Here is a 19,701-nt window from a genome sequence, read left to right as displayed (position 1 = left end):
CGAGAACCCGATGAGAAGCAGCAGCCCGCCGCGCGGCCCCGTGGTCGGGATCGACCTCGGCGGCACGGACGTCAAGGGCGTGCTGGTGGCGCCCGACGGCAGTGTCGTGCACAGCATCCGCCGGGCCACGCACCGGGAACGCGGACCGCAGGCCGTGGTGGAGGCCGTCGCCGACACGGCGGCCGCCCTCGTCACCAAGAACGGCGAACGGACCGGGCAGCCGCTTCTCGCCATCGGGGTGGTCGTGCCCGGTCTCGTCGACGAGTCGGCCGGGGTGGCGGCATACTCCGCCAACCTCGGCCGGCGCGACCTGCCGCTGCGCGACCTCCTCGGCGAGCGGCTCGGACTTCCCGTCGTGCTCGGCCATGACGTGCGGGCCGGCGCTGTTGCGGAGGACCGGCTGTGCGCCGGCCGCGGCCGCGACGACTTCGTCTTCGTCGCTCTCCGCACCGGCATCGCCGCCGCCCATGTGCGGGCCGGCCGGGCGTCGCCCGGAAGCCACCACGCGGCAGGCGAGCTGGGCCACCTGGTGGTCCGCCGCACAGGGCCCCGCTGCGGCTGCGGAAACCGCGGCTGTCTGGAGAGCCTGGCCTCGGCATCTGCCCTCGCGCGCCGTTACCACCGCGCCGTCAGGCTCCGGGACAGGAACGCCGCGGCCGTCTCGGCTGAACAGGTCTGCCGCCTGGCCGTCGCGGGTTGCCCCGTCGCCCGGCGGGTCTGGGACACCGCCGTGGCGGCTCTGGCCGACGGCCTGGCCGCGTACGCCGTCCTGTGCGCCCCGGGGCTGATCGTGCTGGGCGGCGGTGTGGCCCGCGCGGGCGCCGCCCTGACCGATCCGCTGCGCTCCGCACTGGCCGCCAGACCGACCTTCACACATCCGCCCGAGGTAGCGATCGCGCAACCGGGGACGCAGGCGGGCTGCCGGGGCACGGCCCTTCTGGCGCTCGGTCAGGCGGAGGCGGACGTCACCGCCTTCGCGGCCCGGACGGAGGTGGGCATGTGATCACCACGGTCACTCTCAACACCGCGGTCGACGTGACCTACGTCGTCGACCGGATTCGGCACGGTAACAGCCACCGGCTCGCCGCCGTACGGCGCAGGGCCGGCGGCAAGGGGATCAACGTGGCCCGCGTCCTGACAGCACTCGGACACCCCACGACGGTCACCGGACTCGTCGGCGGAGCGGCCGGTGAAGCCGTACGACGGGACCTGTCGGCCTCCGGCCTGCCCGACGCCCTCGTGCCGATCGCCGGCGAGACCCGGCACACCGTCACCGTCGTAGAGGAGGAGGCCGACGACGCCAGTGTCTTCCTGGAAGCCGGGCCGCCGGTGACAGCACGGGAGTGGGCCGAGTTCAAAGCCGTCTACGGACGACTGCTCGGCCGTTCCCGAGCGGTCGTGCTCTCGAGCAGCCTGCCTCCCGGCCTGCCCGACGACAGCTATGCCGAGCTCGTGGTGCTGGCACGACAGCAGAACGTGCCCGCGGTCGTGGACACCACGGGAACCGCGCTGCTCGCGGCGCTGGCCGCCCGACCCGCCGTGGTCAAGCCCAACCGCGGCGAACTGTGCGACACGCTCGGTACCGAGGACGTACGGGCGGGTGCCCGGAGTCTGTGTCGGGCCGGGGCCGAGGCCGTCGTCGTCTCCCTCGGCGCCGACGGCATGCTCGCCCTGACCCCGGACGGGGAGCTGACGGCCAGACCGCCCCGGCGCATGACCGGCAACCCCACCGGAGCCGGAGACGCGGCCGTGGCCGCCCTCAGCGCCGGACTGGCTCGGGGCACCCCGTGGCAGGACCGGCTCCGCGAAGCCGTCGCCCTCTCCGCCGCGGCCGTGAGCGCCCCACTGGCCGGCGACTTCGACGGCCCCACGTACCTCGAACTCCTGGAACGGGCAAGGGCAGTACCCCTCGCCTCCACTCCCTGAGTCCAGGCCCGCGCCACCTCCCGCACACCGCCTTCCCCGGCCCACTGCCCACTGACCACTGACCGAAGGAATTCCCCATGCCCCTCGTCGGAACCGGCACGCTCGTCTCGGCAGCCGCCGCCGAGCGCCACGGCCTCGGCGCCTTCAACGTCGTCCAGCTCGAACACATCACCGCGATCATCGCCGGCGCGGAGCAGGCCCGGACACCCGCGGTCCTCCAGATCAGCGAGAACACCGTCCGCTTCCACGGGGCTCTGCGTCCCCTGGCCGCCGCCGCCCTCGCCGCCGCCGAGGCGGCCCGGGTCCCGGTCTCGGTACACCTGGACCATGCCACCTCCCCCGAACTGGTCGAAGAGGCGGTCGCTCTCGGAGTGCCGTCGGTGATGTACGACGCCTCCACCCTGCCGTACGACGAGAATGTGGCCGCCACCGCCGCCCTCGTGGAACGCTGCCACCGCCACGGGGTGTGGGTGGAGGCCGAGCTCGGGGAGGTCGGTGGCAAGGACGGCGTCCACGCTCCGGGCGCACGCACCGATCCCGGGGAGGCCGCCGCGTTCGCCGCCGCGACCAGTGTCGACGGCCTCGCCGTCGCGGTCGGCACCTCCCACGCCATGCTCGTCCGCGACGCCGTCCTCGACTTCTCCCTCATCTCCGCGCTGTACGATGCCGTCCCCGTGCCCCTGGTCCTGCACGGCTCCTCCGGAGTCGGCGACGCGGACCTGGTCAAGGCGGTGGCCCACGGCATGACGAAGATCAACATTGCGACCCACCTGAACGCGATCTTCACCGGAGCCGTCCGCCGCGCACTGCGCACCCGCGCGACCTCCGTGGACCCCCGCCACCACCTGGGAGCGGGACGCGAGGCGATGGCCGAGGAGACCTTCCGCCTGCTGCGGCTGCTCCGTCGGCTCCCCGCGGAAGTGGCCTCCTAGGGCCTGTTGCGAAAGTCCCGCCTGCCTGGCGACGCCATGCACGCACTCTCGCCGCACCGGCCCCTGACCCAAGTACATCCAGTACGAGGGCCAGGGGCCGGCACGCCGAGAGCACGCACCTGACGCCGCCAGGCCCGCCCTCCGGGCGGACGACGGGACTTTCGCAACAGGCCCTAGTAGGACTCCGTCAGGTTGCTCTGGATCTTGGGCTCTGGCTGGTGGTTGACGTTCTGGGCAGGGGCCGGTGGCAGGTGGTGCAGGTGCCGGTCCAGCAGTTCAGCAGGTCCTGGAGGGCGTCGAGGATCTGGTAGAGGGTGAGTCCGGTGTATCGGCTTTTGGGGCCGGCCGCTGTTCGGTGAGGAACGCGTGGGCGGCGGTGACCCGAGTGACGTGGTGGTGCCAGCCGGTCCAGGAGCGTCCCTCGAAGTGGTCCAGGCCGAGGCCGTGTTTGAGTTCCCGGTAGTCGTGCTCGATGCGCCAGCGGATCCTGGCCAGGCGGACCAGTTCGGCCAGCGGCGTGTCGGAGGGCAGGCTGGACAGCCAGTAGCCGGTGGGTGCTTCTGCTCCGGCGGGCCGTTCGGCCAGCAGGGTGACCTCGGGCAGGACACCGTCCCAGCAGCCGTAGCGCGCGGTGGCGGCGTTCTGGGCCAGGCGGCGGGCCCTGATCCCGGCCGGCCGCACCCGCACGGCCAGGAAGTGCGAGCGCATCGGACCGCGGGAGCCTTGCCGCCAAATGACCTCGGTGAACGCATGTCGTCCGTGGCCGGCGGCCAAGGCGGCCACGGACGACGGCTTGTCGCGGTAGCGGGGCTGCGGCCGGCGGCCGTTTCCGGACCACGCCGGGGCGGTGGGCTGCGCGTCGTGCGGATGGACGGTCACGTCCGACCGGACCGCCACGACATAGCCGATGCCCCGCTCGCCCAGGCCCTCGCGGAAGTCGGCGTTCTGGCCGTAGCCGGCATCGGCCACCACCACCGGCGGCACCAGACCCCACCCGGCCAGCTCATCCAGGCTGTCCAGAGCCAGGCGCCACTTCTCCCGGTGCCCGACCTCCGGCGGCATCCCGGTCTTCTGCCGCCTGGGCGCATCGTGCGCCCACTCCCCGGGCACGAACAACCGCCAGTCCAGCGGGCAGGACGCGGTGTCGGAGACCGCGTGCACGCTCACCGCGACCTGGCAGTTGGCCCGCTTTCCCAGCGCCCCGCAGTACTGGCGCGCGACCGCCACCGACATCTTCCCGTCCCTGGGGAACGACACGTCGTCGACCGCCCAGGCGTCCGGGCCGATCCGCGGCACCATCCGCTCCGCGATCCGCCGCCGCACCGGTACCGGATCCCAGGTCGACTGGTTCACGAACTGCTGCAGGTTCTGCTCGTTGCCGTCCGGCAGCCGCTCCGCCATCGGCTGGACCGACTTACGCCGCCCGTGCGGCCCACGCCCTTGCCGCAGGCGATCACCCGGTCGGCGCCGCTGGAGGACTCCATGACGTCCGGAGCGGTAGCGGCCCTCCAGGATTCCCAAGGTGTCGTCGACCAGGAGGCGGCCGGACTGGCCCAGGTGGGGCTCAAGTCGTCATGACAAAAGTCGAGCAGGAAGTGCAGGACCTGGACGGAGCGGCCATGAACGGCCTCGACGGACTCCGCCATGCCGGAGTGCGTCCGAGCGGTTGCGCAGCTCCCCATGCGGCGCAGGCTGTCTCGATCGCTGTCCGAGACGCGCATCTTCAGGTCGACGCCCGCGTACCCGGACAGGGTGCAGTCGTGGCCGCCGCCGTTCTTGAACGTGACCGCGACCGAGCCTTCGTCGTCACCGGTGATGGTGGTGTCCGACGCGGTGATCTCCAGTTCGTCGGTACGGCACCTGCCGGCCTCGGCGTCCGTGTCGGAGCCGCTCCTGGCGGAGTCCGTCCCGGCGACCGCCAGGCGCACCCGCTGACCAGCACGTAGACGATGGCTGCGAACACCGTCTCATCAGGCGTGTTCTGCGTCCCGCCGCCCTGCGGTCGTGTCCGTTGCGCCGGAATCAGCGGCTTGGCGATCTCCCACAAGCCGTCCGGCACGATCCAGCTCCACGTTCCCCGCCCCATATGGGGACAACGTCCGCCTCACCACGTAGGACACGGTCTAATGTGAGCAAGCTGTTCTCAGGTGCCGGGGAGGCCGGTAGGCCGGTACGCCCGGGAAGTCAGGAAAGGGACAGGCGGCGTGGACTTTCGTCAGCTTGAGTACTTCCGGGCCGTCGTCGAGGCCGGTTCGGTCTCTCAGGCGGCCAAGAACCTCGACATGACCCAGCCGCCGGTGAGTCACGCCATCGCCAAGCTGGAGCGGGAGCTCGGGGTGCGGCTGCTCGAGCGGACCGCGAAGGGTGTCCACCCCACCCAGGCGGGGCTCTACCTCCTGAGCAAGGGCGGACGTTTGGTCGCCGACCGGGATCGCGCTGTGGAGACGCTGAGGCTGATGGGCGAGGGCGCGGTCGGGGATCTGCGCATCGGCGTGGAGCCCATGGTCATCAACGAGCTCATCGCCGACGTCCTCGCGGAGTTCCTCGAGCAGGCCCCAGGCGCACGGGTCAGCCTCACCGACGTCACTCCCGACGTCATCGTCGAGGGAATCCGGGACGGGAAGCTCGACATGGGCTGCGTCCCCTTCGGGCCCCGGCAGTACGCCGGATTCGTCACCGATTTCTGCGAGTACTACCCCATCACGAAGATCGGTCTCAAGCTCGCCGTACCCCGGGACCGGGCACGGGAACAGCACTCCGAGGGGAAGGGCTGGGGGCGCTGGATCCTGCCGTACCGGATCCCGGCGTTCACGGGCATGCCGGACGTCGTCGAGAACGAACTGGCCGACGACGACTCCTTCGAGGTGCTCGAGGTCTCCACACCCCAGACGGCGATCGCGTTCGTCGCCGCGGGCCTGGGCGTCGCCCCGGTGACCGAGCGCATCGCCGGCCGGAGCGACGCCGTGGCCCTCATCGACCCGCCGCGGTGGCTCACCCCCATGCAGGCCACCCTGCTCTGGAGACGCGGCAGCGAGATCACCCCGCTGATGGAGCGCTGGCTGCAGGCCACCGGACTGATCGCGGCCAGGCGCCGCGCCGACAGGGCCTGAAACGCCGGCGGGAATCCCGACGGTCCGGAAACCTCACCGACACAAGCCGGATACGGATGCCGAGAACCGTTCGCCTGACCGTTCCGGGCAAGTATTTCGATTCACCCCACGCCCCGCCCCGTATCGCGCCCCGAAGGTGATCACGCCCGGGCCATACATGAAACTATACCCCCCTCTATTGGGTTCGATATGGGGAGTCCCGAAAAAGTCAAGTCGGCCGTCCGATGTATCCCCTGTATTTCATGTGATCCGGGTCACGTGAGATGTAGCTCTCGCTCCCGTCCTCAGGTGTCAGCGGGTTGTAAAAATTCCTGGTCAGAGGCCACGTGCCGACCGTCAGAACGCCCCCGCCTCCTCCCCCCTCGCCCTTGCCCGGCGTTCATGAGGCTGCCTTGGACCTATTGCCCTGCGTCGACCCCCGTGTCAGTCTTCCCGGCAATTCGGCGCCACGAGCGGCATCGGAACCGCGAGGAAAACAACCCCAGTTCGCCGCTTGCGATGTGTGGTCGCGCGAATTGATGGTTGACCCGCATGCACGAAAAGAAGGGCTCTCCGCTATGAAGGTGGGAAGCGAGAACCAGTCGGCTCAGCCGGCGAACAACTCCGTCGGCCGGGAGTACCTCCCCTTCACCGGAGAGGAATACCTCAAGAGTCTCGATGACGGCCGTGAGGTCTGGATCTACGGCGAGCGGGTGAAGAACATCGCCGATCACCCGGCCTTCCGCAACTCGGCCCGCATGATCGCCCGCATGTACGACGCCCTGCACGACCCGGCGCGTCAGGGCATCCTCACCACCCCCACCGAGTGGGGCGGCTTCACCCACCGCTTCTACCGTGCGGCGACCAGCGTGGAGGAGCAGGTGGCCTCCCGCGACGCCATCGCCGAGTGGCAGAAGATCGCCTGGGGCTGGATGGGCCGCTCGCCCGACTACAAGGGCTGCTTCCTCGGCACCCTCGGCGCCAACGCCGAGTTCTACCGCGGCTACGAGGACAACGCCCGCGGCTGGTACCGCAAGGCGCAGGAGAAGACGTACTACATCAACCACGCCATCATGAACCCGCCGGTCGACCGCGGCATGGGCCCCGATGCCGGCAAGGACGTGTTCGTCCGCGTCACCCGCGAGACCGACGAGGGCTTCTACGTCAGCGGCGCCAAGGTGGTCGCCACCGGATCGGCCCTGACGCACTACACCTTCGTCGGCCACGTCGGCCAGGTCGCCATCCAGGACCCGGCCTACTCGCCGGTCTTCATCACGCCGACCAACGCGCCGGGCGTGAAGCTGATCTGCCGTACGTCGAACGAGTACCGCGCGGCCGCCATGGGCAGCCCGTTCGACTACCCGCTGTCCAGCCGCCTCGACGAGAACGACGCGATCCTGGTCCTCGACGACGTGTTCGTCCCCTGGGAGAACACGTTCGTCTACAACGACCTCGAACAGGCCAACAAGTACAACATCCACTCCGGCTACCTGGAGCGTGCGTCGCTGCACGGGTGCACCAGGTTCGCCGTGAAGATGGACTTCCTCGTCGGCATGCTGTCCCGCGCCCTCGACGTCACCGGCGCCGGCCAGTTCCACGGCGTGATGTCCCAGCTCGGCGAGGTCATCGCCTGGCGCAACACCTTCTGGGCGCTGTCCGACGCGATGGCGAAGAGCGCGGTGCCGTGGAAGAACGGCATGATCCAGCCGGACGCCCACTTCGCGGGCGCCTACCGGGTGATGAACCAGCTGGCCATGCCGAAGGTCAAGAACATCATCGAGCAGGTCGTGGCCAGTGGCCTGATCTACCTCAACTCCCACGCCAACGACTTCAAGACCCCCGAGATCCGCGGCTACCTGGACACCTACCTGCGCGGCACCGGCGGCATCGACGCCGAGGAACGCGTCAAGGTCATGAAGATGCTCTGGGACTCCATCGGCACCGAGTTCGGCGCCCGCCACGAGCTGTACGAGATCAACTACATCGGCAGCAACGACGTGACGCGGCAGACCAACCTGTTCGGCGCCCGCGGCAGTGGACTCCTCGACTACTGCAAGGAGTTCGCGCAGAGCGCGATGGACGAGTACGACCTGGACGGCTGGACCGTGCCGGACCTCGTAGGCAACGCCGAGGTCAGCGTCCTCAAGCCCTGACCCGGGGGCCACCCCCGAACCTGGCCGACGCACCTGAGCCCCCACGTCTCAGCCGTCGCGTCCGGGCCGCCGCACCCACCCCAGCCGCCTCACTTCAGCCAAGGAGACACCATGGCTACGGCAATCGATGCTGCCCAAGTGACCTACGAAGCCCCCGACCTGGAGGTGATGGAGAAGTTCCTGACCGCCTTCGGCATGACGAAGGTCGAGGGGAGCGACGACCGGACCCTCTACATGCGGGGCACCGGCACCCAGCACCACATCCACGTCACCCGCAAGGCGGAGAAGCAGCGCTTCGTCGGGGCGTCCATCGAGGTCGCCACCCGCGCCGACCTCGACGAACTCGCCGCGATGCCGGAATCCTCGCCGGTCCGTGAATCCAGCGAGCCCGGCGGCGGTCACGAGGTCGCGATGACCATGCCCGACGGTATCGAGATCCGCGCGATCTGGGGCCGGGCGAAGGCGGAGCCGATCCAGGGCCGGGACCCGTTCGTTCCGAACAACATCCGCGACAAGAACCGGGTGAACTCCTCCGTGCGGGTGTCCACCGCCCCGGCCACCATCGCGCGCCTCGGCCATTTCGTCCTCCATGTGAGGAACCACGACGAGTCGATGGCCTGGCTGAACGAGCGGTTCAACTTCCTGCCGTCCGACTACTTCCTCCCGCCGGGCGAGGACGGCCCGATCGTGGGCACCTTCATACGTCTCGACCTCGGCGAGCAGCTTGTGGACCACCACTTCATGCTGCTCCTCCAGTCCGACTGGGTGGGCGTGCACCACAGCGCCTACGAGGTCACCGACATGGACGCGGTGATGACGTCGCACGACTACCTCCTCCAGGAGGGCTACACCCCGGACGTCGGAGTCGGCCGGCACCTGCTCGGCAGCCAGGTCTTCGACTACTGGAAGGACCCGTTCGGCTTCCGCATCGAGCACTACACCGACGGTGACACCGTCGACGCGAGCTACAGGCCCGGCAAGTTCAACGGCACCGCGAGCGACACCACGCAGTGGGGCAACCGTCCGCCGCTGGAGTTCTTCCAGTGACCGGCGCGACGGGCACCGCGCCCGGTCCGCTGGACGAGACGGTCCGCGCGAAGCTGCTGCGCGTCGGGGCGGCCAACGTGGCCAACGTCCTCCTCAAGCGGGGCCTGCGGAACGTGATGATGACCGGCGTCGGGCCGCTGTCCCCGGACCAGCCGCCCATGGCCGGCCCGGCGTACACCCTGCGCTTCATCCCGGCGCGCGAGGACCTCGACACCATGGCCGACTACGGGCGCGAGGACAACCTGCACCGCCGGGCCATCGAGGAGTGCCCGCCCGGATCGGTGCTCGTCATCGACGCGTTCGGGTCCACGGCCGCCTCCTCCATGGGCGACATGATGGCGGCGCGCCTCAGGCACCGCGGCGCGGCCGGCGTCGTCACCGACGGCGGCTACCGGGACTCCGCGGCCGTCCGCGACACCGGGCTGCCCTGCTACCAGCGGGGTAACGCACCCAAGGCCACCCCGATCGCCCTGCACCCCGTCTCCCTGGACGAACCCGTCGGCTGCGGCGGCGTCGCCGTCTACCCGGGCGACGTGCTCCTCGGCGACAGCGACGGAGTCGTCGTCATCCCCCGTGCCCTGGCCGCCGAGGCCGCGGACGAGGCCCTCGACGCCGCCGAGTACGAGGAGTTCGCCGCCCTCCACATCAGCAGGGGCCGCTCGATCCTCGGCCTCTTCCCCGCCACCGCCGACAGCCGGCAGGAATACGACGAGTGGGTGGCTGCGGGCCGCCCAGGACTGGAGTGAAAACGATGGACATCACCCCCGCCACCATGAAGTCCCTCGAGGTCCTGATCCACGCCGACGGCCTCGACGAGGACCGGTGGATCGACTACCCGGACTACGGCTTCCGCCAGTACTTCCTCTACAAGAACCCGGAGACCGGCGCCAGCATCGCCCTCCTCGAGTACGAGAAGGGCGGCACCATCCCGACCAAGCACATCCACGCGTCGAACCAGTTCATGTACTGCCTCGAGGGTGACTACGAGTACACCGACTCCGGCCTCCGGCTGCGCCCCGGCTCCTTCTACATGAACCCGAAGGACCACCCGCACGGCCCGACCCTGGCCCATGAGCGCAGCCGGCTGATCGAGATCTACGACGGCCCGCACTACTACGAGAAGCCCGAGTACCACACCGACGAAACCATCGGCGACTTCCTCGCCAAGGACTGATGCGCACCGCCGCCGTCCCGTTTTTCCCAGGCGTGTTCACCGCCTGCCCCTCGAGATTGGGAGTGACGATGGCCGAGGCCACCACGACTCTGTTCGACACCGACACGGTCCTTGCCCTGTTCGGACTGGACCAGCTGCACTCCGGCACCTACGCGGACTCCACCGGCTGGGGCCCCGTGGAGGACAGGCCGGTCATCGACGCCGTGTGCCCCGCCGACGGTGAGACCGTCGGCCGGGTCGCCGCGTCGGACGCCCAGGACTACGAGGCCCTCGTGGCCGCCGCCGTCGAGCGGCAGAAGACCTGGCGCATGGTCCCCGCGCCCCGGCGCGGCGAGTTCGTCCGGCGGATCGGGCAGCTCATCGAGGAGAACCTCGACGCCCTGGCCGCGATCGTCTGTCTCGACACCGGCAAGTCGACGATGGAGGCCAAGGGCGAACTCCGAGAGGCCGTCGACATGTCGACGCTCGCCGCGGGCCAGGCCCGGATGATGTACGGGTTCACCCAGCAGTCCCAGCGCGTCGAGCACCGTATGTACGACCAGTGGCTGCCGCTGGGCGTCGTCGGGCTGATCAGCGCGTACAACTTCCCGGCCGCCGTGTGGGCGCAGAACGGGTTCCTGTCCGCGATCGCCGGCAACACGGTGATCTGGAAGCCGAGCCCGAAGGTGCCGCTGACCGCGATCGCCGTGCAGAAGCTGGTGAACCGGGCGGCGGCGGAGCTGGGCTGCGAGGGGGTCTTCTCCCTCTTCATCCCCGACGACAACGCGGTCGCCGAGAAGCTGATCGCGGACACCCGTATCGCCATGGTGTCGTTCACCGGATCCACTCAGGTCGGCAAGAAGGTCGCCGGCATCGTCGGCTCCACCCTCGGCCGCCGCTACCAGCTCGAGTGCTCCGGCAACAACGGCTGCATCGTCGACGAGACCGCCGACCTCGAACTCGCCGCCAAGGCCCTCACGTTCGGCGTCGTCGGCACCACCGGCCAGCGCTGCACCAGCACCCGCCGCGTCATCGCCCACGTGAGCATCGTGGACGAGCTGGTCGAGCTGATGAAGAAGTCCTTCGACCAGATCACCATCGGCGACCCGCGCGACCCCGAGACGGTCGTCGGCCCGCTGATCGACAAGCAGGCGGTGGAGGATTACCGGAAGGTCCTCGCGAGCGCCGAGCGCGACGGCGCCACCGTGGTCTACGGCGGCAACGTCATCAACCGCCCCGGCCTCTACGTCGAGCCGGCCATCGTCACCGGCGTGCGCCCGGACTCCGAGATCGCCCAGGAGGAGACCTTCGTGCCGATCGTCTCCGTGATGACCTACGAGAGCCTCGAGGAGGCCATCGCGATCCACAACGACGTCGCCCAGGGCCTCGCCTCCGGCATGCACAGCAACAGCCTCAGCAACATCGAGACGTTCCTGTCGGCGCGCGGCAGCGACTGCGGGATCGTCCGGATCAACATGGGCACGACCGGAGCCGACGTCGGATCCGCGTTCGGCGGCGAGAAGGAGACCGGTGGCGGCCGTACGGCCGGATCGGACGCCTGGAAGGGCTTCGCGCGCCGCCAGAGCGTGTGCGTGAACTGGGGCGGGACCTCCGCCTGGGACGACCGCATCAGCCTCTGAGGACGGCGAACATGAAGAAGAATCGTTTCCGCTCCCCGGCCGTACGTGAGCCGGCGGACAAGAGGTGGTCGAACTGCCTGCGCGTCGACGACCTGATCCTGATCTCCGGGATGACCGCGCGCGGCCAGGACGGCGAGACTCTCCTCGGCGAAAACGCCTACGACCAGGCGAAGGTCGTCTTCCAGAAGATCAAGGACCTCGTCGAGGCGGCCGGCGGGGCCATGGACGACATCGTCAAGATGACGATCTTCGTCACCGACATGCGCGACAACTCCGAGGTGTGGAAGGCCCGTCAGGAGTTCTTCTCCGGCGACTTCCCCGCCTGCTCCCTGGTCGAGGTCTCCGCCCTCGCCAAACCGGAGATCCTCCTCGAGATCGAGGCCATCGCCGTCGCGGGCTGCAGCAAGGACTGATCGCCACACCAGCCAGTGCAGGACTCTAAGGACAGGAACCCACCGTGACCACCAGCCCCACGCAATCCAGACGGACCCACAGTTCGCTGGCCGCGGCCGCCGAGGACCACGCCTCGGTCAGCGTCCCGGCCGAGGAGCGCCGCAGCGGTTTCCAGCTGGCGCTCAGCCCGGTCAGCGTCGCGACCGCACTGGTCGTCTTCGCGATCGCCGGTTTCACCGTCGTGCTCGCCGGATTCACGGTGGGCCTCCTCGTCGGAGTCCTCGTCGCCGCCCTGGGCGTCGCCCTCGGCAAGGCGCTGGGGCGGATGGCCTTCGAGACCGGGATGTCGTCCACCATCACCTCCCGGTTCTTCGGCTTCGGCGTCAAGGGCTCGTTGTTCGGCTCGATCATCTTCGCGTTCATGATCCTCGGCTTCCTCGCCATGGAGTCCGCCCTGCTCTACCAGGGCACGCTGCTGATGTTCGGGCTGCCCGACTCATGGACCTGGCGCATCGTGCTCTACGGCGCCATGACGCTCCTGTGGATCGCGCTCGCCATCTTCGGCCTCAAGCTCGCCCTGCGCGCCACCGGCGTGCTCACCGTCGTCACGCTCCTCGTCACGATCTACATGATCGTCGACATCTACGCGGTCCAGGGCGCCGACCCGATGGACGTCTTCGGCTACCAGGGGGTCGTCCCCGGCGGGCTGTGGCCGCGCTTCGAGTCCGCGATCTCGGTGATGGGTGCCACCGCCGGCACCATCGCCCTGGTCACCACGGACTTCGCCCGCTACTGCCGCACCCGGCGCGACGTCACGGTCCTGGCCGTGTCCGGGCCGGTCACCCAGAACGTCGTCATGACCGTGCTGGGCTCGCTGGTCATGATCGGCGGCATGCCGCAGGTCATCGACTACCTGATGGCGCACGACGAGGGGCTGACCCAGGAGGCGGCCGCCGCCACCGGCTCCACCTACGTCATGGAGAACACCGGCGCGTTCTTCGTCATCTTCGCCGCCTGGATGGGCTTCGTCACCATCTACGCCGCCCAGGCCAAGGCGCAGGCGATCAACGCCTACTCCGGCTCGCTCTCCCTGGTGAATCTGGTCGACTCCCTCACCGGCCGCAAGCCCGGCCGGGCCGCCATGGTGATCGTCGGCAACGTCATCGCCCTGCTGATGATCGGCGCCGGCATCCTGTCGAAGTTCAGCGAATACCTGGCGTACCTCGGCGCGATGACCCTGGGCATGTGCGGCGTGATGATCGCGGACTTCTACCTGGTCCGCCGGGCACGGTTCGACACCGCCACCCACCGCGTGGAGAAGTGGAACTGGGCCGGAGTCCTCACGCTGCTCGTGTCCGGCGCCGTCGGCATGGTCCTCATGGCCACCGACGTCTTCGCCCTCGGCTTCCTGGTGTCGCTCGTGCTCTCCGTCGCCCTCTACCCGGTGCTGCGCACCTGGCTGCCCGAGGGCACCGGCACCACGTTCGTCGAGGGCCAGGAAGTACTCGACGAGGCCCACTGACCCGGGTGAGCGGGTCCGCGCGTCACCGGCGCGCACCTGCCCACGCCCCGCAAGCCGTTCACACCTACCGACCCGGAGGCTCCGGATGACCGACACCATGTGGGAACCCAAGATCCGCGCTCAGCAGCCGGAAGCCGGCTCGCCGACCGACCCCCGCCAACTGCGCGACGCGCTCGGTGCGTTCGCCACCGGCGTCGTCGTGGTCACGTACCGCTCCGAAGGCACCGACTACGGCGTCACCGTGAACTCCTTCACCTCGGTGTCCATGGACCCGCCCCTCGTGCTCGTCTCCATACAGCGCACCTCACGCGCGCTGTCCTGCCTGCTCGACCGGCCCTTCGCAGTCAACGTCCTCGGTGACGACCAGCTCGCCACCGCCCTCCGGTTCGCCGGCAAGCCGCAGGACGCCCACCGTGTCCGGTGGATCGACGACGACAACGCGCCGCGGATCAGCGGCTCCCCGGCGTACTTCCAGTGCCGGCCCTGGGCGAGTTACGACGGGGGGGACCACGTCCTCGTGGTCGGGCGCGTCGTCTCCTACGGCCAGCAGGACGACGCTCGGCCCCTGCTCTTCCACCGCGGCAAGTGGGGATCGTTGGCCGAGGAGCAGGCGGACGACGCGATCGGAGAGGGCCGCCGATGAGACTCGCGACCGTACGCACCTCCTGCGGCAGCACGAACGCCGCCCGCCTCGACGGCGACCTGCTCATCGAGATCCCCGGACACGCGGACGTCGGCGCCCTGCTGACACACGACGACTGGCGGCAGCTCGCGGACGACGCGGCCGGCCCGCAACACCGCCTAGGCGACGTCGAGTTGGAGACGCTCGTCCCCAGGCCCTCGAAGGTGCTGTGCACCGGCCTGAACTACACCGGCCACATCACCGAGATGGGCCGTGAACTCCCGGCCCACCCCACACTGTTCGCCAAGTTCGCCGACACCCTCACCGGCCCCGCCGACTCCGTGACCGCCGTCCCGGAGGACCCGGAGATGGACTGGGAGGGCGAACTCGCCGTCGTCGTCGGGCGCACCGCGTACCAGGTGAGCGAGGAGGAGGCGGGCGAGTACATCGCCGGCTTCACTGTCGCCAACGACATCTCGATGCGCGGATGGCAGTACCGCACCACCGAATGGCTCCAGGGCAAGATCTGGGCGCGCTCCACCCCGGTGGGCCCGGTCCTGGTCACCCCCGACAGCTTCGACCCCGCGACCGCGGTGCTGCGCACCACCGTCAACGGCATCACGGTCCAGGAACACGCCGTCGATGACCTGCTGTTCGGCCCCGCCCACCTGATCGCCTACATCTCGGCCATGGTGCCGCTGCGCCCCGGCGACCTGATCCTCACGGGCACGCCCGGAGGAGTGGGCAGGGCCCGCACACCGCGCTGGTACCTGAAGGCGGGTGACCGGGTCGAGGTGACGGTCGACGGCATCGGCACGGTGTCGACGCCGATCGTCTGAGCGGGCGCGGGCCCCGGCCTGCCCCGGTCTCCCAGTCGGAGGAAGGCGGCGGCGGGCTCAGGATCGTCATGGGCAGGGAGATCCCCGACGGCTGGACGGCGTCGGCGGGAGACTCCGACGGCAGCCGCGAGCTCGCCGCCCGCCACACCGACGTGGTCTTCTCCGCCAACACCGAGTACGGCAAGGCCGTGGCATATGCGGCCGAGCTGCGCGAACGGCTGGCCCGCCACGGCCGCTCCCGGACTCCCTGCGGATCCTGCCGGGCGCGAGCGTCGTCCTCGAGGGCACGCCGACGGACGGGCAGGAGAAGGCCCGCCGGGTACCGCGGCGAACAGCCGCCGCTCTCCACCCCGCGGACCGACTGAGCGGTGCATGAGGGCGCGTCCGGTCAGCCGGCATCCGGTCGCGCGGGGGCCGGTGACGCCCGCGGCGACGGCCACGGCCACCGCGGCGGCCACCGCCACGGGGTGCCTGGTCAGGGTCCGGGTGGACAGGTGACGCGCGGGGTGGCTGCCGCGTGCGGCAGCCACCGCCGTGAAGACGGAGGGCGAACCGAGGGGCAGGAAGCGATCAGTCGGTCCACCCCCCTTCCGGTCAGTGCGTCCCTCAGCGGTCCACAAGACCGGCTCCCGGAGCCGGCAGCTTGCGTCGCACCGATGGTGATCCGGGCAGGCCGAGGACGGCGGCATCACCCGGCCGACGCATGCTTCGTCCCTCCGCCACGCACAGGTCGCCCCGGCTCACTCCTCCGTCCGGCTGGTCGTGAAAGGCAGTACCAGACGCGAGGGATGCGCCGCGTCGCGGTAGACCTTGTGCGTGACCGGGCGGCCCACCGGGAGGTGGAAGGCGTCGGGCGGCAGCAGAGAGTTGTGCTCGTCGGCCAGCGGCTCGTCGTTGGAGAGCTGCAGCACCATCTTGTGGCCCGGCAGGAACGTCGCGGCGAACGGGTAGAGCCGGACGACGTACTCCTCGATCACGCCCGGCTCGACCGGCACGGCGCGCGTGTGCGGGTGGTACGGGTCGCCCTCCGTGGTGCGCTCGTCGAGCTCGCGGTGCGAGGCCTTGAGGAAGCCGGTGGTGATCAGCTGCCGACCGCCGCCCGGCGCCTCGTCCCAGAGCCGCAGGATGAGGTTGGTGTCGGGCTGGTCGATCTCGACGAAGAGGTGCGCCGCACCGGTGCCGATCATCTCCGTCGGCTCCTCGAAGGGCGGAGTGCTCCAGTCGATGATCTCGACCTTGTCGGTGACCGTGAGCGGTGCCTGGTAGAAGCCGTCCGGGGCGGCGTGCTCGGCACCCATCAGCTCGGGCGAGAACGACAGCTTGCGGCGCGGGCGCAGGTAGAGCGAGCGGTGGTCGATCTCCTTCGGCGGCCAGTTCTCCGCGCCGATCACCTGCCGCGAGCCCTCCACGAAGACGTTGACCGCGGGTTCGTCCATGATCCCGTTGTCGACGCCCTTGAGCCAGTACTCGTACCAGCGGAACATCTTCTCGTGCTCCTCGACCCACGGGCGCGACTGCATCGGCGGGTAGGCGCCGATGTCGAGCCGCTTGGGACCCTTCAGGGCGTGGAACAGCTCGATGTGCCCGTCGACGGTCCAGCCGCGTCCCTGATCGATCTGGAGGTAGACGGGGATGTCGATGGCGCGCGCGAGGTTGACGGGGTTGCGCTCCTCGTACCACTCCCCGTCGAGCTCGTTCATCACGATGTCGAACCACGCCTCGTGGTTCTTGGGGTAGTTGAGGAGGTGGACGAGGTTGGGCCAGGCCGCGATGTCCGGGTCCGCCAGCCGCCGTGCGACGCGCTCCTCGATCTCCTCGGGAGAATACGTCTCGAGCATCCGCGACTTGATCCGGTCGGTGAACGCCCAGCCGGAGTCTCCGCCACGGCCCTCGCGAGCGGCGCGCGGCATGAACCACATGACGCCGCCGTGGTACGTCGTCTCGTAGAAGTCGTAGTGGCCGCCGGAGACGAAGACCGCCTTCAGGTGCGGGGGCCGCTCGGCGGCGGCGAAGATCTGCATCGAGCCGAAGTAGGAGATGCCGATCATGCCGACGTTGCCGTCGCACCACGGCTGCGCGGCGACCCACTCGATGACGTCGTAGGCGTCCTGGCCGAGTGACACCCCGCCGGCGTTGTAGTTGCCGATGTGCTCGCCCTCGGAGGCACCCGAACCGCGCAGGTCGCCGATGACGTGGACGTAGTCCTCCGCGACGACGCGGGCGATGTCGCCGGCCTCGATGCACCCGTCCCACATCGGGGACGGCCGGCGCTGCGGCGGGGTGGTGAGGGCGAGCGCCTGGAGCTCCTTGCCGTACGGGCTCAGCGCCACGAGCGCGGGGCGCGGCTTGTCCTCCGTGCCCCGGTAGGCGTCGGCGGCGAGCGTGACACCGTCACGCATCGGCACGCGCAGGTCCTTGTGGACCGCGATCTTCTGCGAACCCGTCTCGAGCGTTCGCCAGTTGTGGTCGGTCATCGGTTCTTCTCCTGCGTGGCCGGGGCGGCCTGTGTCGCCTGTGTGCGGTAGCCGTGCATCGTCGTGAAGAACGGGGACGGCTCAAGGGTCGGGTCGCCGCGGTAGCCGAGTCGCTCGGCGGCCGGGGCGAAGGGGGAGTACGGCGAGTCGGTGGCGGTGAGCGCGGGCTCCAGGCAGTCGCAGGCGGCCGCGCGGACCCCCGACTCGATGTCGAGGCTTGCGGCGAGCATGGACGCGGCCTGCTCCCCGTCGAGTTCGACGCCGGGGGACTCCTGGTCCCGCAGCCGGTACGGGTGGCCGAGGAAGAGGCGGTTCGGGCGCACCCGGTCGCGGAGGTACTCGATGCTCGTGCGGTAGGCGGCCGGATCCGTGTACCCCGGGAAGCCGTTGGCGGCGCCGTGGATCTGGACGGCGTCCCCGACGAAGACGTCGTTCTGGCCGTCGACGACATAGGCCACCGAGCCGGGTGTGTGCCCGGGGACGGAGTGGACGGAGACGGTCACGCCACCGCCCAGGGACAGGGTCTCACCGCCCCTGAGCAGCATCGTGGGTTCCATCTCGCCGGAGATGACGGCCTCCGTCGCGGCGGTCACCGCGGCCTCGCCCCCGGGGTCGTTCAGGTAGCGGCCGCGGCCGGCGAGGTACTCCTCGACATGGGCCCTGCGCGAGCGCAGCATCGGGGCGTCCGCCTCGTGGATGACCACCTGGGCCCGCCGGCCGGTCAGTTCCCACAGGGCGTGGGCGCCGCCGACGTGGTCGATGTGACCGTGGGTCAGCAGGATCCACCTCACGTCCTCGACGCGGCGGCCGAGTCCGGCCAGCTGCTCGGCCATCGCGGCGGGGGAGCCGGTGACACCGGTGTCGACGACGGCGAGCTCGGGGGCGTCGATGAGGAAGCTGTAGAGGCCGAAGCGGCCCCAGGGCGAGAAGAGCGGGTGGACGGCGACCGTCATCGGCTCCCGCCTCCGTCCGGGCCCCCCGCGTCCGGAGCCCCGTCGTTCAGGAACGCGGCGGTCTCCTCGAAGACCTTCCGGTACTCGGGCAGCCACCCGAAGTGCTGGACGAAGCCGTGGCCAGCGCCGTCGTAACGGCTGACGACCGCCTCGACGCCGGCCTCCGCGAGCCGGCGGCCGTAGAGCTCGCCCTCGTCGCGCAACGGGTCGAACTCGGCGGTGACGACGAGCGCCCTGGGCAGTCCGCAGAGGTCGTCCCGCTTGGCCGGCGAGACCCGCGGGTCGGCCGGATCGGCGCCGCTGTCGACGTAGAACGCGTTGAACGGCTTCAGACCGGCCGTCTCCAGGCCGTAGCCGACGGCGTTCTCGACCAGCGACGGGTAGCGGTCCTCGTCGAAGTCGAGATCGAGGGAGGGGTAGTAGAGCACCTGGTGGGTGATCGCGCCGAAGCCGTCGTCGTGCGCCGCCTGGGCGACCGCGGCCACGAACGTGCCGCCCGAGCTGTCACCGGCGATCGCGAGCCTCTCGCCGTCCCAGCCGAGAGCTTCACCGTTCTCGGCGGCCCAGCGCACCACGCCGTAGCAGTCTTCCAGGCCGGCCGGGAAGGCGTGCTCCGGGGCCAACCGGTAGCCCACGGAGACGACCTTGAACCCGGTGGCCTTCGCGAGCGACCGCGCGACGTGGTCGTGCGTCTCCACGCTGCCGAGGAAGAAGGCGCCGCCGTGGAAGTAGACCAGCAGCCCGTACGCCGTCTCCCCGGTGGGCGTGTACGCACGGACCGGTACGTCGCCGTACGGTGTGGCGGCGGTCAGGTCCTCCACCGAGTGCAGCGGCAGACGGTCCTCGGGCGCCGCCGCATGGGACTCGTCGTGGGCGCGCATCGCGACCGGGTCGAGCCGCGCCGGCGGCGGTGGCAGCGTCGCGACGAACTTCGCTATCTCCGGGTGCAGGGGCACGG

At 70.1% G+C, this 19,701-nt stretch carries 18 protein-coding genes and 2 pseudogenes; 14 read left to right on the top strand and 6 right to left on the bottom strand.

Features of this window, described 5'->3' with window-relative positions; genetic code table 11:
- The first annotated feature begins 10 nt into the window (after positions 1–10).
- The 3 genes from ACFYWQ_RS31070 to ACFYWQ_RS31060 all read left to right on the top strand — a co-directional run bounded on the left by ACFYWQ_RS31070 (position 11) and on the right by ACFYWQ_RS31060 (position 2,858).
- A complete protein-coding gene (locus ACFYWQ_RS31070; protein WP_389520936.1) occupies positions 11–1,003 on the top strand; it encodes an ROK family protein in 993 nt (330 codons plus the stop codon).
- Complete coding sequence (locus tag ACFYWQ_RS31065) at positions 1,000–1,926, top strand: 1-phosphofructokinase family hexose kinase (RefSeq protein ID WP_389520935.1); 927 nt, start codon at positions 1,000–1,002, stop codon at positions 1,924–1,926. Before ACFYWQ_RS31070 ends, ACFYWQ_RS31065 begins: the two co-directional genes overlap by 4 nt.
- A gap of 77 nt (positions 1,927–2,003) precedes the next feature.
- Complete coding sequence (locus ACFYWQ_RS31060) at positions 2,004–2,858, top strand: ketose-bisphosphate aldolase (protein ID WP_389520933.1); 855 nt, start codon at positions 2,004–2,006, stop codon at positions 2,856–2,858.
- Between the two features lie 276 nt (positions 2,859–3,134).
- Here the strand turns inward: ACFYWQ_RS31060 and ACFYWQ_RS31055 are convergent, their stop codons facing one another.
- The 3 genes and pseudogenes from ACFYWQ_RS31055 to ACFYWQ_RS31045 all read right to left on the bottom strand — a co-directional run.
- On the bottom strand, positions 3,135–4,370 hold the full coding sequence (locus tag ACFYWQ_RS31055; protein WP_389521092.1) for an IS701 family transposase: 1,236 nt from the start codon (positions 4,368–4,370) through the stop codon (positions 3,135–3,137).
- A gap of 194 nt (positions 4,371–4,564) precedes the next feature.
- Positions 4,565–4,780 (bottom strand): annotated as a pseudogene (locus ACFYWQ_RS31050) (DUF4232 domain-containing protein); the annotation flags it as partial.
- Positions 4,771–4,944 (bottom strand): annotated as a pseudogene (locus ACFYWQ_RS31045) (transposase); the annotation flags it as partial. The pseudogenes ACFYWQ_RS31050 and ACFYWQ_RS31045, both read right to left, overlap by 10 nt.
- Before the next feature lie 118 nt (positions 4,945–5,062).
- On the opposite strand from ACFYWQ_RS31045, the gene ACFYWQ_RS31040 reads away from it, so the two are divergent.
- From ACFYWQ_RS31040 to ACFYWQ_RS30990, 11 genes are all read left to right on the top strand, one after another.
- Complete coding sequence (locus tag ACFYWQ_RS31040; RefSeq protein ID WP_389520931.1) at positions 5,063–5,968, top strand: LysR family transcriptional regulator; 906 nt, start codon at positions 5,063–5,065, stop codon at positions 5,966–5,968.
- A 557-nt stretch (positions 5,969–6,525) separates the two neighbouring features.
- Positions 6,526–8,100 carry a 4-hydroxyphenylacetate 3-hydroxylase N-terminal domain-containing protein gene (locus tag ACFYWQ_RS31035; RefSeq protein ID WP_389520929.1) on the top strand — a complete coding sequence of 525 codons (1,575 nt, stop codon included), beginning with the start codon at positions 6,526–6,528 and terminating at the stop codon, positions 8,098–8,100.
- Between the two features lie 111 nt (positions 8,101–8,211).
- Positions 8,212–9,147, top strand: a complete 936-nt coding sequence (locus tag ACFYWQ_RS31030; RefSeq protein WP_389520927.1) for a VOC family protein — start codon at positions 8,212–8,214, stop codon at positions 9,145–9,147.
- Positions 9,144–9,893 (top strand): dimethylmenaquinone methyltransferase, encoded by a 750-nt coding sequence (locus ACFYWQ_RS31025; RefSeq protein ID WP_389520925.1) that lies wholly within the window; start codon positions 9,144–9,146, stop codon positions 9,891–9,893. The genes ACFYWQ_RS31030 and ACFYWQ_RS31025 overlap by 4 nt, the downstream gene beginning before the upstream one ends.
- A gap of 5 nt (positions 9,894–9,898) precedes the next feature.
- Complete coding sequence (locus ACFYWQ_RS31020; protein WP_389520924.1) at positions 9,899–10,321, top strand: cupin domain-containing protein; 423 nt, start codon at positions 9,899–9,901, stop codon at positions 10,319–10,321.
- A gap of 68 nt (positions 10,322–10,389) precedes the next feature.
- The gene (locus ACFYWQ_RS31015) at positions 10,390–11,940 is read left to right on the top strand and encodes an aldehyde dehydrogenase family protein (RefSeq protein WP_389520922.1); all 1,551 of its coding nucleotides are present in this window, start codon (positions 10,390–10,392) and stop codon (positions 11,938–11,940) included.
- Between the two features lie 11 nt (positions 11,941–11,951).
- On the top strand, positions 11,952–12,353 hold the full coding sequence (locus ACFYWQ_RS31010) for a RidA family protein (protein WP_389520920.1): 402 nt from the start codon (positions 11,952–11,954) through the stop codon (positions 12,351–12,353).
- A 44-nt stretch (positions 12,354–12,397) separates the two neighbouring features.
- Positions 12,398–13,855 carry a purine-cytosine permease family protein gene (locus tag ACFYWQ_RS31005; protein WP_389520918.1) on the top strand — a complete coding sequence of 486 codons (1,458 nt, stop codon included), beginning with the start codon at positions 12,398–12,400 and terminating at the stop codon, positions 13,853–13,855.
- A gap of 85 nt (positions 13,856–13,940) precedes the next feature.
- Positions 13,941–14,498, top strand: coding sequence for a flavin reductase family protein (locus ACFYWQ_RS31000; RefSeq protein WP_389520916.1), 558 nt, complete (start codon positions 13,941–13,943; stop codon positions 14,496–14,498).
- Positions 14,495–15,316 (top strand): fumarylacetoacetate hydrolase family protein, encoded by an 822-nt coding sequence (locus ACFYWQ_RS30995; protein WP_389520914.1) that lies wholly within the window; start codon positions 14,495–14,497, stop codon positions 15,314–15,316. The genes ACFYWQ_RS31000 and ACFYWQ_RS30995 overlap by 4 nt, the downstream gene beginning before the upstream one ends.
- A 68-nt stretch (positions 15,317–15,384) precedes the next feature.
- Positions 15,385–15,681, top strand: a complete 297-nt coding sequence (locus ACFYWQ_RS30990) for a hypothetical protein (RefSeq protein WP_389520912.1) — start codon at positions 15,385–15,387, stop codon at positions 15,679–15,681.
- A 375-nt stretch (positions 15,682–16,056) separates the two neighbouring features.
- Here ACFYWQ_RS30990 and ACFYWQ_RS30985 read toward each other — a convergent pair whose 3' ends face one another.
- From ACFYWQ_RS30985 to ACFYWQ_RS30975, 3 genes are read right to left on the bottom strand one after another with little or no spacing between them, the layout of a single operon-like run.
- Complete coding sequence (locus ACFYWQ_RS30985; protein WP_389520910.1) at positions 16,057–17,790, bottom strand: CocE/NonD family hydrolase; 1,734 nt, start codon at positions 17,788–17,790, stop codon at positions 16,057–16,059.
- Entirely contained in the window at positions 17,787–18,743 is a 957-nt protein-coding gene (locus ACFYWQ_RS30980) for an MBL fold metallo-hydrolase (protein WP_389520908.1), read from the bottom strand. Before ACFYWQ_RS30980 ends, ACFYWQ_RS30985 begins: the two co-directional genes overlap by 4 nt.
- Positions 18,740–19,699, bottom strand: coding sequence for an alpha/beta hydrolase (locus ACFYWQ_RS30975; RefSeq protein WP_389520907.1), 960 nt, complete (start codon positions 19,697–19,699; stop codon positions 18,740–18,742). Before ACFYWQ_RS30975 ends, ACFYWQ_RS30980 begins: the two co-directional genes overlap by 4 nt.
- Between the last annotated feature and the right edge of the window lie 2 nt (positions 19,700–19,701).

Source organism: Streptomyces sp. NPDC003247, from assembly GCF_042888135.1.
Lineage (GTDB): Bacteria > Actinomycetota > Actinomycetes > Streptomycetales > Streptomycetaceae > Streptomyces.
This window is presented reverse-complemented; position numbering and strand designations above follow the sequence as displayed.

What these genes read in the sequence shown, in the direction of transcription:
- ACFYWQ_RS30990 (WP_389520912.1), top strand. Translation starts at nt 15,385, where the DNA reads ATGGGCAGGGAGATCCCCGACGGCTGGACGGCGTCGGCGGGAGACTCC.
- ACFYWQ_RS30995 (WP_389520914.1), top strand. Translation starts at nt 14,495, where the DNA reads ATGAGACTCGCGACCGTACGCACCTCCTGCGGCAGCACGAACGCCGCC.
- ACFYWQ_RS30985 (WP_389520910.1), bottom strand. Translation starts at nt 17,790, where the DNA reads ATGACCGACCACAACTGGCGAACGCTCGAGACGGGTTCGCAGAAGATC.
- ACFYWQ_RS31020 (WP_389520924.1), top strand. Translation starts at nt 9,899, where the DNA reads ATGGACATCACCCCCGCCACCATGAAGTCCCTCGAGGTCCTGATCCAC.
- ACFYWQ_RS31060 (WP_389520933.1), top strand. Translation starts at nt 2,004, where the DNA reads ATGCCCCTCGTCGGAACCGGCACGCTCGTCTCGGCAGCCGCCGCCGAG.
- ACFYWQ_RS31015 (WP_389520922.1), top strand. Translation starts at nt 10,390, where the DNA reads ATGGCCGAGGCCACCACGACTCTGTTCGACACCGACACGGTCCTTGCC.
- ACFYWQ_RS30980 (WP_389520908.1), bottom strand. Translation starts at nt 18,743, where the DNA reads ATGACGGTCGCCGTCCACCCGCTCTTCTCGCCCTGGGGCCGCTTCGGC.
- ACFYWQ_RS31000 (WP_389520916.1), top strand. Translation starts at nt 13,941, where the DNA reads ATGACCGACACCATGTGGGAACCCAAGATCCGCGCTCAGCAGCCGGAA.
- ACFYWQ_RS31010 (WP_389520920.1), top strand. Translation starts at nt 11,952, where the DNA reads ATGAAGAAGAATCGTTTCCGCTCCCCGGCCGTACGTGAGCCGGCGGAC.
- ACFYWQ_RS31030 (WP_389520927.1), top strand. Translation starts at nt 8,212, where the DNA reads ATGGCTACGGCAATCGATGCTGCCCAAGTGACCTACGAAGCCCCCGAC.
- ACFYWQ_RS31035 (WP_389520929.1), top strand. Translation starts at nt 6,526, where the DNA reads ATGAAGGTGGGAAGCGAGAACCAGTCGGCTCAGCCGGCGAACAACTCC.
- ACFYWQ_RS31070 (WP_389520936.1), top strand. Translation starts at nt 11, where the DNA reads ATGAGAAGCAGCAGCCCGCCGCGCGGCCCCGTGGTCGGGATCGACCTC.